This is a genomic window from Pseudomonas sp. JUb52 (assembly GCF_004341115.1).
Taxonomy (GTDB): domain Bacteria; phylum Pseudomonadota; class Gammaproteobacteria; order Pseudomonadales; family Pseudomonadaceae; genus Chryseomonas; species Chryseomonas oryzihabitans.
Genome location: NZ_SLYS01000030.1, coordinates 1 through 10,001, shown reverse-complemented (window position 1 = coordinate 10,001; position 10,001 = coordinate 1). Strand labels below are relative to the sequence as shown.

Below are 10,001 nucleotides of genomic sequence, written 5' to 3'. Positions count from 1 at the left end.
AGGCGTCCGTGCGCATTGACGGAAAATCCGTGTGACAGATGACATAACTTGGAGCTCTATCCAATTCCTACCTCGGATAGCGCGTCGTGCACCAACACCTGGTCCGTCAAGGCCGCACAAAGCGGCATCCCGTCGCCGTGTGATGATGGACCTGGGGTACATTAAGCGTTTAACGCAGCGCTGCGCGAGTCCTGCATTGGGGGTGATTGCTTTGAGAGAGGCTGAAACACTGATTCGGCATACCGGCAAGCTGAATATTGGCGCTGTGGAGAAAGCGATATTGGAGACTTTTCCATGATGAGGTTCTCTGAAATTGAGGCGTTCAGGGCCGTCATGTTGTCGGGCTCAACCACTGCGGCCGCGCAGACGCTGCACACCTCACAACCTAATGTGAGCAGAGCGATTGCGCTGCTTGAACAAAAAACCGGCTTGAAACTTTTCGAGCGATTGCCAGGGCGACTGGTGCCCACCAGTGACGCCCGGTCCTTCTTCAAGGAGGTACAACGAAGCTTTGCGGGGCTGCACCATCTGGACGAAGCCGCCAAGCGGATCAAGCGGTTCAGCGGTGGCGCGCTGACGGTCGCCGCAGTACAGATGCTTGCGCTGGGCCTGGTGCCCAGGGTGATGCAGCAGTTTTGTCAAAATCTGCCCGAAGTCAGCGTGTCCATCCATACCGGCCACGCAACGACAGTGGCACGCTGGGTTGAAGATCAAACCTGTGATGTCGGCTTGGTCTCCCAGGTCAATAACAACTATGGCCTGGCCTATGAGCACCTGTATGAGGTAGACGCCGTCTGCGTGATGCCTGCAGACCATCGGCTCGCACGCAAGGACGTGATAACCCCCCAGGACCTGGCGAATGAGCCTTTCATCTCACTGCCCCGCACCGAACATGGCTACTCACTGGTCGACACCCATTTTGAAAACGCCGGTATTGACCGGCACATTCGCCTAGAGACCTCTTACAGTTCAATCACCTGTTCGCTGGTCATGCAGGGGCTAGGCCTATCGATCGTGAACCCGCTCGCCTCATTGGATTACCGCCATTCGGGCATGGTGACGCGGCCTTTTCTGCCCACCGTAAAACATCAGGGGTACATCATCTACCCCAAAGAGCGCGCGAACGATCGGTTGATTTCAGACTTCGTGACGACCGTCAAAGACGTGCTGGCCCGCGAACTCGAGAGCCTCGGGTGTAAAGCGCCGGCGTAGGGATTGCTCCCGGGAGGGGGGGTATATCACCAGTGCATAGGCCAAGGCGATATTCTATTTGCTTGTCCACCGCTGCTCCCCTTAACGTTGTGTTCAGCCGGAACTGGGGCGCTAAGCGTCTCCTGGAAGACAACAATTATAGTCCGTGCATTGAAGCTGGGCCCCTGCCGACTGATGTTACCCAATTGAGTCAAAACAGAGGCGGACCACTGCCTCGTTAACTCGCGTGAGGAGGGGAAGCTGACATGAAAAAAATCAACACCTTTGCATTGGCCAGCGCCATTACGCTTAGCAGCGGCGCGTATGCGCAAGACACGCTCTATTTCGCAGGGTATTCCGGCGACTTTCAAAAGACCTTTGAAACGGTCATCCTTCCCGAGTTCGAAGCCAAGCATGATGTCAACGTCGTTTATGTGCCGGGCAGCTCGAGTGAAAACCTTGCCAAATTGCAAGCGCAGCGAGCCAGTCAGCAAATCAACGTTGCCTTGTTTGACGACGGCCCCATGCATTACGCCGTGCAATTTGGCCTGTGCGATAACTTGGCGCAGTCGCCGGTGTATCAGGACATCTACGATATCGCCGCAGCCTCGAACTTCAAGGGTAAGGCGGTCGGTATCGGGCTGGTGGCGACGGGCATTGCCTACAATAAAGCAGTCTTCGCCAAGAATGGTTGGGCGGCGCCCACATCGTGGTCCGACATCGCGGACCCCAAATATGCCAAGCGCGTCGCCTCCAACCCTATCTCCGGTACGTTCGGCCTAAATACCTTGATCATGTTCTCCCGCATCAACGGTGGCGGTGAGCATGATATGGACCCAGGCTTCAAAGCCGTTCGTGAAAATGTCGCGCCCAATGTATTGGCGTGGACCTCTTCGAATGCCCAATTAGCGCAGATGTTCCAGAGCAACGATATCGATATTGCTGTCTGGGGTAGCAACCGTGCCGTGGCGTTGAAAAAAACAGGCTTTCCTATCGAGTTTGTTTATCCAAAAGAAGGCACACCCGCCATTATTGCTTCGGCCTGTGTAGTTTCCGGGAATAAGCTCGCAGAAAAATCTCAAGCGCTGATTCAATACCTGGCGTCTCCCAGTGTGCAGGCCAAGTTCGCCACCGAGGGCTTCGGCCCCGTCAACCGGCAAGCCAAGCTCGAAGAGGGTTTGGCCGAAGAGGTCCCTTATGGCGAAGAGAAGCTTGCGCAGCTGGTGCCGATAGACTGGGACACCGTTAACCGTAAACGTGCTGAATGGACAAAACAGTGGAGCCGTACCGTTGAGTGAGCGCTTTTCTCGACGATGATAATAATAGTGAGTATTGGCCATGAGTAATTTGATTATCCGAGGGCTCTCGAAAACCTATTCGGGCGGCTTTACCGCTGTGCGCAACTTGGACCTAGAGGTTAAGAGCGGTGAGTTCATCTCGCTGCTGGGTGGCTCGGGATGCGGAAAAACGACGACACTTCAGATGGTCGCGGGATTTATTTCCCCTACCACGGGTTCTGTCCATCTCGGTGGCAACGACATCACCAGCATGCTGCCTGAAAAACGTGACATGGGCATCGTATTCCAAAGCTATGCACTGTTCCCGCATATGACCGTTGCCGAAAACGTCGGCTTCGGGTTGCAGATGCGCAAAGTGCCTAAACAAGAGCTGGCGACGCGTGTCGAAGAAGCGCTCGCGATGGTCCGTCTGTCGGGGCTCGGGGCGCGTTATCCACGGGAGTTGTCCGGTGGCCAACGGCAGCGTGTCGCTATCGCACGGGTTTTGACGATCCGTCCGAGTGTCTTGCTGCTCGATGAGCCTATGTCGAACCTCGACGCTAAGCTCAGGGGTGAAATGCATGTTGAGCTCCGGGCGCTCCAGCGCCGGCTCGGCATTACTACTATCTTGGTCACCCATGACCAAGTCGAAGCCATGACAATGAGCGACCGAATCGCTGTGATGGCCGACGGTTGCATCGCAGAGCTGGGTAAGCCTCAAGATGTCTACGACCAGCCCACCTCCGGCTTCGCCATGCGCTTCCTGGGTCAGACCAATATTCTCATGGGCAAGGTGAAGTCCATCTCCCAGGGACAGGCATTGGTCCACCTGGACGGCATCGTCGTGCCCGCGAACCGGCAGCAGCTCAAGGTGGGCGACGACGCCATACTGTTCATCCGGCCTGAGCGCATCCGCTTCACCCCGCCCGGCGTTGGGAAAGCCGAGGGGCGTATTGCATCACGTTTGTTCCTCGGTGGCCTGTGGTATTACGAAATCGAAAGCGCCTTGGGCGCGTTGAAGATGACAGCACCGAACAATGGCGAGCGCCAGCCTCAAGAAGGCGAAACGGTCGGCATCGGTTGGGGCGACGGCGACCTGCAGGTCGTATCCGCGGAGGCCGCCCATGGCTGACACTACCTACCGCGCCAATGGTGCTCAGTGGGTACTCTCGCTGCCCGCGCTCCTGTTGTTTCTAGGGTTGCTCGTCGTACCCATCGCATTGACTGGCATGCTTTCATTCAATGTGTTCGACGCCATGAGTGGCACTCAAAACAGTTATACCTTGGCCAGTTACCTGGAGGTACTCAGCGACAGTTTCTATTACGAGCTGTTTGCCCGTACCGCTTTGATGTCACTGGGCGTCACCGCCGTCTGCATTGCCATTGGCGTTCCTGAAACGCTGATCCTTTCGCGCATGCGGCCCGCATGGCAAGGTGGCTTTTTCGTCGTGATACTCGGCCCGTTACTCATTTCCGTGGTGGTACGGACGTTGGGATGGTCGCTGTTGTTGGGACGTGAAGGTTTTATCAACTCAGCGCTGATGGCACTCGGTCTGATCGACCAGCCACTACAGCTCATGTTTACCCTGACCGGGGTAGTGATTGCCCTGACCCATGTGATGATGCCTTTCATGGTGATCTCGGTATGGAGCACGCTGCAAAAAGTCGATGGCCAGATTGCCCATGCGGCCCGCTCCCTCGGGGCCGGCCCGGTGACCACCTTCAGGCGCGTTGTGCTGCCGCAGCTGATGCCGGGTATTTTGTCTGGCGGGATCATCGTCTTTACCTTGTCTGCCTCGGCCTTCGCCACGCCGGCGATGATCGGCGGTCGCGGCGTCAAAGTCGTCACCACGGCGATCTACGATGAATTTCTCTCCACGATGAACTGGCCATTGGGCGCTTCCATTGCGGTGCTCTTGCTTATTGCCATTGTCTTCGTGGTGATCGGCAGCAATCGATTGATCGAGCGAAAATTCAAGCAGGTGTTCGTATGAGTGATCGCAGCCTGGAAAGTAACGGACCCTTTGCAATACTCTTCCACACACTGTTCGTCAGTTTCATTGTGGCGCCGCTGTTGATCATTGTATTGGTCTCTTTCTCAGACAAGGGCTATATATCGATGCCTTTCGACGGCGCCTCGTGGCGGTGGTACAAAGCCATTTGGGACGCCCCGGAGTTGATCAATGCGTTTTGGCTCTCGGTGTGGCTGGGGCTTGGCGCGGCGACGATTGCGTCCATTGTCGCGGTACCCGCCGCGATAGCTATTGCCAAATACCGTTTCGCCGGACGCGAAGCACTTACATCATTGATTCTCTCCCCCTTGATGATTCCTCATGTCGTGCTTGGTGTAGCGTTTCTCAGGTTCTTTTCAGTGACGGGGATTTCGGGTTCGTTCATCGGGCTGTTATTGGTGCATGCATTGATCGTCACGCCTTACTCACTGCGGCTTACCCTGGCGGCTGTCATCGGGATTGATCGCGATGCGGAACTGGCGGCACGCTCACTCGGCGCCTCTAAATATGTGTCCTTTTGGAAAGTGTTGTTTCCCTTGATTCTCCCAGGCGTGGCCGGCGGTTGGTTATTGGCCTTCATTCAAAGTTTCGATGAAGTCACCATGACGATATTCGTCTCCACCCCGGGTACTACGACACTTCCGGTTGCCCTGTATGAACGGATCGCATTGATGACCGACCCGGTGACGACTTCGGTTTCCACGGTAATGATTGTGGGAACGATGATCCTCATGTTTTTGCTAGACCGTATTGTCGGTTTGGACAAAGTATTAATCGGTAAAAAATAGGCCCAGGTGCACTTTTCGCTTCCAAAGACTTTGGCAGCGAGGACCCGCTCGCCCTTTTTTCAAGAGCTGCCGCACAGTTGCGGAGGTGAAGTATGAGCAAAGAACACATGATCGTAGTGGGCGGTGGACTCGTCGGCGCGGCAATTGGCTACGGTGCCGCGCGCAGGGGCCTTAAGGTCACCGTCCTCGACCAAGGGGATGCCGCATTACGCGCCTCTCGGGGAAATTTTGGCCTGGTCTGGTTATCGAGCAAAGGTGGTGGGATGCCCCGCTATGCGCAATGGACGCGCGATGCCGTAAGACAGTGGCCGGAACTGCACCGGGAGTTGCTCAGCCTGACGGGTGTCGATACGGGGCTTGAGCAAACGGGCGGCTTCTGGCTTGGGTTCAGCGAAAAAGAGGTACAAGCGCGGGCGGACTTGCTTGAGAAAATCAACAAAGCAGTGGGTGATATCCCCTATCAAATGATGGGCCCTGCAGAGCTGAGGCAGCATTTGCCTGGGCTAGGCCCCAAGGTCGTCGGCGGAAGCTTCGGTACTCATGATGGCCACGCCAACCCCTTGATGCTGCTCAGGGCACTGCATGCGGGTCTGAAAATGAAGGGGGCAGATATCATTTCTGGCGTTGACGTTGTTGCGGTCTCGCAGGACCCCGGTACCGGTAAATTCACGGCGCGTTCCCGGGATGGCCAATCCTGGAACAGCGACAGGCTCGTACTCGCCGCCGGTATCGGGATCTCCGAGTTGGCATCGCAAGTGGGGTTGCATGCCCCAACCCGCCCGACGCGCGGGCAAGTGCTGATCACCGAGCGGCTCAAGCCGTTTATCCCCTACCCGACGAACAAGGCGCGGCAGACCAAGGAAGGGTCGGTGCAGATCGGCTCGACTTCAGAAGATGTCGGTCTGGATGATCGCACGACACCTGACAAGATCAGCTGGCTCGCCGAACGGGCTGTAGATACGTTTCCCGCCCTCAAGGATGTGAGGCTCGTTCGAGCATGGGGCGCCATTCGGCCTTTAACCCCCGACGGCTACCCGGTGTACCAGAGTTCGACGACGTGCCCAGGGGCCTATGCCGTTATTTGTCATAGCGGCGTGACACTGGCGGCAATCCACGCCTACGTCATCGGGCCCTGGGTCGGGGGCATAACACCCTCACCCCCGAACTTCGAAGGGTTCCACAGCGACAGATTCCTAGACCCCAACGCGAGTTTTACCCATGACCACTAAGCCGCTTTTTTCTGTTTCGAACGCGCCTGCTGGGCGGACGGTAAAAATCACATTCGAGGGGCAAGAATTGCGCGTCGCCGAGGGCATCAGTGTGGCTGCCGCGTTGCTGACCCAAGGCGCCCGTGATTTCCGCTCCAGTATCGTCGGTAATGTTTCCCGCGCTCCGTACTGCATGATGGGTGTTTGCTTTGAATGCCTCGTTGAAATCGACGGCGTACCCGCACGGCAAAGTTGCATGGTCCCGGTGCGCGACGGCATGCATATCAGGCGTCAACTCGGCGCTGTGGCACTGGACCTCGGCGAAATGGGAGGGTGCCATGAATAATGTCCCGGTAGACCTGGTGGTCGTCGGTGCCGGCCCAGCTGGAATGGCCGCAGCCTGCCAGGCACGCGCCCAGGGGTTGACGGTGGTCGTGCTGGACGAGCAACCAGCGCTCGGCGGCCAGATCTATCGGCGGATCGAGTCCGCTCCTGAAGCCATACAACACATCCTCGGCGCGGATTACGTCGCAGGCCGAGCCCTTGCTCGTGAATTCAAAGCCAGCGGTGCTATCCACATCACCGGTGCGGTGGTCTGGAACGTGGCCGCTTCGGGGGAAATCAATTACATCGCCAATGGCCATAATGAAGACATCGTCGGCAAGTATGTCGTACTGGCCAGCGGCGCCATGGAGCGACCATTCCCCATCAAAGGCTGGACGTTACCTGGTGTAATGGGCGCGGGTGCCGGTCAGATCATGCTCAAAGGGGCTGGTGCACTGCCTACCGAGCCCGTTGTCCTCGCCGGTTGCGGTCCGCTGCTCTACCTCTTGGCTTGGCAATACCTCAGGGCAGGCGTGGCGATCAAGGCGTTGGTGGACACCACACCACAGTCGGCTTATGTCCGGGCGTTGCGCGAAGCGGCTGGTGCGCTCAAAGGCTGGCGTGATCTTGCCAAGGGCATGAAGCTGCTCGCGTCGATCAAGCGTCACGGGGTCAAGGTTTACTCGGGCGCTACCGACCTGGCAATCGTGGGGGACCATGCGGCCCAAGGCATTCAATTCAAACATCGCGGGCAGCGCACGTCCGTCGCGTCTTCTCTGGTGTTACTGCATCAAGGGGTGGTCCCGAATGCGCAACTCAGCCTCTCGACGGGCGCCGCGCACTATTGGAGCCCCGAGCAACTTTGCTGGTTGCCGCATACCGATGAGCATGGACGCCTGGGCGACACCGTGATCTACGTCGCCGGTGATAGCCGAGGCATCGTCGGCGCCAAGGCATCTGCTGTACAGGGACGCTTGGCGGCCTTGGCAATTGGGGCGCAGCTTGGAAGTTTGCAGGGCTTGGGACATCAACTGGCCGGACTGGCTCAGCAGTTGGAAAACGCTACGAGCATCAGAAAGTTCCTGGATGTTCTTTATCGCCCCCAAGAGGAAAATAGAATTCCCGCAGACGATAACGTGCTGGTGTGCCGCTGCGAGGAAGTGACTGCTGGGCAGATTCGCAGCTATGTAGCGTTGGGCTGCCATGGGCCGAATCAAACCAAGGCATTTGGCCGCTGCGGCATGGGGCCATGCCAAGGACGTTTCTGCGGTTTAACCGTCACCGAAATTATCGCGAAAACGCGCAACGTCGATCCTAACGAGGTCGGCCACTACCGCGTTCGCGCCCCTATCAAACCTATTTTACTGGGCGAACTTACACATTAGTTCGCCCGTTCTTCATACTAAAATCCAGGAGCCTATATGAGTGATATCGTTCGCATCGAAACTGACCCGCGCCGTAGCCGGGTCGTTATTTATAATGGTGTGATTTATGTCGGCGGGATGACCGCCGATGACCGCACTCAAGATATCGCCGGCCAAACACGCGATACATTGGCGAAAATTGAAGCTTATCTTGAGAAGGCGGGCTCAGACAAAAGCCGGGTGCTGACAGCGCAAATCTGGATCAAAGACCTGGCCCGTGACTTCGACAGCATGAATGAGGTCTGGAACGCCTGGACCGCACCGGGTTGCGCCCCCACGCGCGCCACCGCCCAGTGCGACATGGGCGCGCCGGATGTGCTGGTCGAGATCATCGTGACCGCCGCGGTTGCTGAGTAAGCCGCCTCGCAGTACTACAGCTAAACCGGTCTGTACGGTGTTCACGGCACCGCGCAATGTGATGAGGCGTTTCAACTACAGCTTCTGACTGGCGTGAGCGCGCGCACCGGCGCAAGGTGCGCCGCTGCGCCCACGGCTTACCAATCAGCCGGGGGGATATCCGCGGCTATCGCACCCGGCATGCCATCTACGGCCGCTACGCGCCCGATCGCGCAGCCCAGCGGGCTGAGTGGACTCCCCACAGGATTTCTAGGCCTTCAGAACAGTCTTCTCCCGCTTGTTCCGCATCCGCCCAGCCTCCACATCCGCGAGAATCGCCTGGGCAAGCCCACTCAGGTAATAGGCGGCCCAGATCATGTCGCCATCTTCATCCACAGCCCCCGCGAGGATCAGCTTGTGCACGCACCCCAACAGGGTCGAGGCCTGTTCCAGGGCATAGTCGCAGGGCACGCCAGGGCTGATGTGGAACAAGTCCATGGGCGGATTCTGGTTCGTGATGAAGCTCGTCACATCTGCGGTAGTGGCCTTCTCGGCCTCGGGAAGCGCGCTCATGTCATCACCTCCTGGCGCTCACTGGCCTGCAGCTTGGCGAGCGCAAGTTCGATCAGCGCCTTCGCCGTCTCGGCCGAATGCAACACATTCACCAGCATGCCGTGGCCCGGCTCGTTCGCATGGGCGTAGCAATAGTCGTCGGTGGTCTCGAAGAGACCGCGCAGCAATTCGCAAGCGTAGGCCAGGGAATCGGTGGGCGTCAGGTCGCTGTGGATGGTGAAGTAGGGGGTGGTGATGATCTGCCGGGGGTAGCGTAATGCGCGGATCGGGGACGATCTTTTTCATGGCGAAACTCCTAGGTCAAACAGGAGCTGTCTCCCAGTCCCTCTCACAGGATTAGGGTGGCAGCCATACGCGGGGTGAGAGACCGGAGACCTAGGAACCCGGCCAGACCGAAGTCTGCCCGCGCACGGCTGCCATGACAAAGCTGCCATTAGGTCTAAAAGCGGGCTCTCACACCCGGTCGTCGAAATGACGACCCCAGGAAATTAGACCTGATGGACCTTCCCTACAGGGAAAGGTCTGCAGCGCGCGTAGGATACTTTCTATGGGAAGTTGAGTTATCGCTGCGGCGTTGCCATCGCGTCGTTGGTACCGGACTGGGAACGGTACTCAATCGACGAGCTGTTCGTACGGCTGGATGGGCTAACCTGAGCCGATCGGTGATGTTGGTAGGGCCATCCAGGCCCGCGTGCTGCGAATTGGCGGCAATCCTCGTCGACGCGCCACAACTCGTCGGCGATTGGCTTTTCGCTCGCCATTTCGCGCTCGAATTCTGCCTCCATCGCGGCTTCAAGCTCGGGATCGAACGGTGGCTCTGAGTCGAAGTCGTCGTGGCAATACTCACCTGGGAGATGCTGCTCTTCCC

General features: G+C 57.8%; 12 protein-coding genes. 9 read left to right on the top strand and 3 right to left on the bottom strand.

Annotated elements, in window-relative coordinates:
* Window positions 1–294 precede the first annotated feature (294 nt).
* The 9 genes from EC839_RS23875 to EC839_RS23835 all read left to right on the top strand — a co-directional run bounded on the left by EC839_RS23875 (window position 295) and on the right by EC839_RS23835 (window position 8,581).
* Window positions 295–1,212 (top strand): LysR substrate-binding domain-containing protein, encoded by a 918-nt coding sequence (locus tag EC839_RS23875; RefSeq protein WP_009681612.1) that lies wholly within the window; start codon window positions 295–297, stop codon window positions 1,210–1,212.
* A gap of 245 nt (window positions 1,213–1,457) precedes the next feature.
* Complete coding sequence (locus EC839_RS23870; protein ID WP_009681611.1) at window positions 1,458–2,489, top strand: ABC transporter substrate-binding protein; 1,032 nt, start codon at window positions 1,458–1,460, stop codon at window positions 2,487–2,489.
* Between the two features lie 40 nt (window positions 2,490–2,529).
* The gene (locus EC839_RS23865) at window positions 2,530–3,600 is read left to right on the top strand and encodes an ABC transporter ATP-binding protein (RefSeq protein WP_017638573.1); all 1,071 of its coding nucleotides are present in this window, start codon (window positions 2,530–2,532) and stop codon (window positions 3,598–3,600) included.
* On the top strand, window positions 3,593–4,462 hold the full coding sequence (locus tag EC839_RS23860) for an ABC transporter permease (RefSeq protein ID WP_009681609.1): 870 nt from the start codon (window positions 3,593–3,595) through the stop codon (window positions 4,460–4,462). The genes EC839_RS23865 and EC839_RS23860 overlap by 8 nt, the downstream gene beginning before the upstream one ends.
* A gap of 11 nt (window positions 4,463–4,473) precedes the next feature.
* Window positions 4,474–5,268, top strand: a complete 795-nt coding sequence (locus EC839_RS23855; RefSeq protein WP_026083549.1) for an ABC transporter permease — start codon at window positions 4,474–4,476, stop codon at window positions 5,266–5,268.
* Between the two features lie 92 nt (window positions 5,269–5,360).
* Window positions 5,361–6,497, top strand: coding sequence for an FAD-binding oxidoreductase (locus tag EC839_RS23850; protein WP_017638571.1), 1,137 nt, complete (start codon window positions 5,361–5,363; stop codon window positions 6,495–6,497).
* Complete coding sequence (locus EC839_RS23845) at window positions 6,487–6,822, top strand: (2Fe-2S)-binding protein (RefSeq protein WP_081594548.1); 336 nt, start codon at window positions 6,487–6,489, stop codon at window positions 6,820–6,822. The genes EC839_RS23850 and EC839_RS23845 overlap by 11 nt, the downstream gene beginning before the upstream one ends.
* Window positions 6,815–8,185, top strand: coding sequence for an FAD-dependent oxidoreductase (locus EC839_RS23840; RefSeq protein WP_009681605.1), 1,371 nt, complete (start codon window positions 6,815–6,817; stop codon window positions 8,183–8,185). Before EC839_RS23845 ends, EC839_RS23840 begins: the two co-directional genes overlap by 8 nt.
* A 36-nt stretch (window positions 8,186–8,221) precedes the next feature.
* Window positions 8,222–8,581: a RidA family protein gene (locus EC839_RS23835; RefSeq protein WP_009681604.1), complete on the top strand. Its 360-nt coding sequence runs from the start codon at window positions 8,222–8,224 to the stop codon at window positions 8,579–8,581.
* Between the two features lie 249 nt (window positions 8,582–8,830).
* Here the strand turns inward: EC839_RS23835 and EC839_RS23830 are convergent, their stop codons facing one another.
* The 3 genes from EC839_RS23830 to EC839_RS24420 form a co-directional block, all read right to left on the bottom strand.
* Window positions 8,831–9,133: a DUF3077 domain-containing protein gene (locus EC839_RS23830; protein ID WP_009681603.1), complete on the bottom strand. Its 303-nt coding sequence runs from the start codon at window positions 9,131–9,133 to the stop codon at window positions 8,831–8,833.
* A complete protein-coding gene (locus EC839_RS24805; RefSeq protein ID WP_017638570.1) occupies window positions 9,130–9,300 on the bottom strand; it encodes a hypothetical protein in 171 nt (56 codons plus the stop codon). The genes EC839_RS23830 and EC839_RS24805 overlap by 4 nt, the downstream gene beginning before the upstream one ends.
* A 393-nt stretch (window positions 9,301–9,693) precedes the next feature.
* Window positions 9,694–10,001 (bottom strand): hypothetical protein (locus EC839_RS24420; protein ID WP_218568256.1); only part of this gene is annotated, 308 nt, incomplete at its 5' end.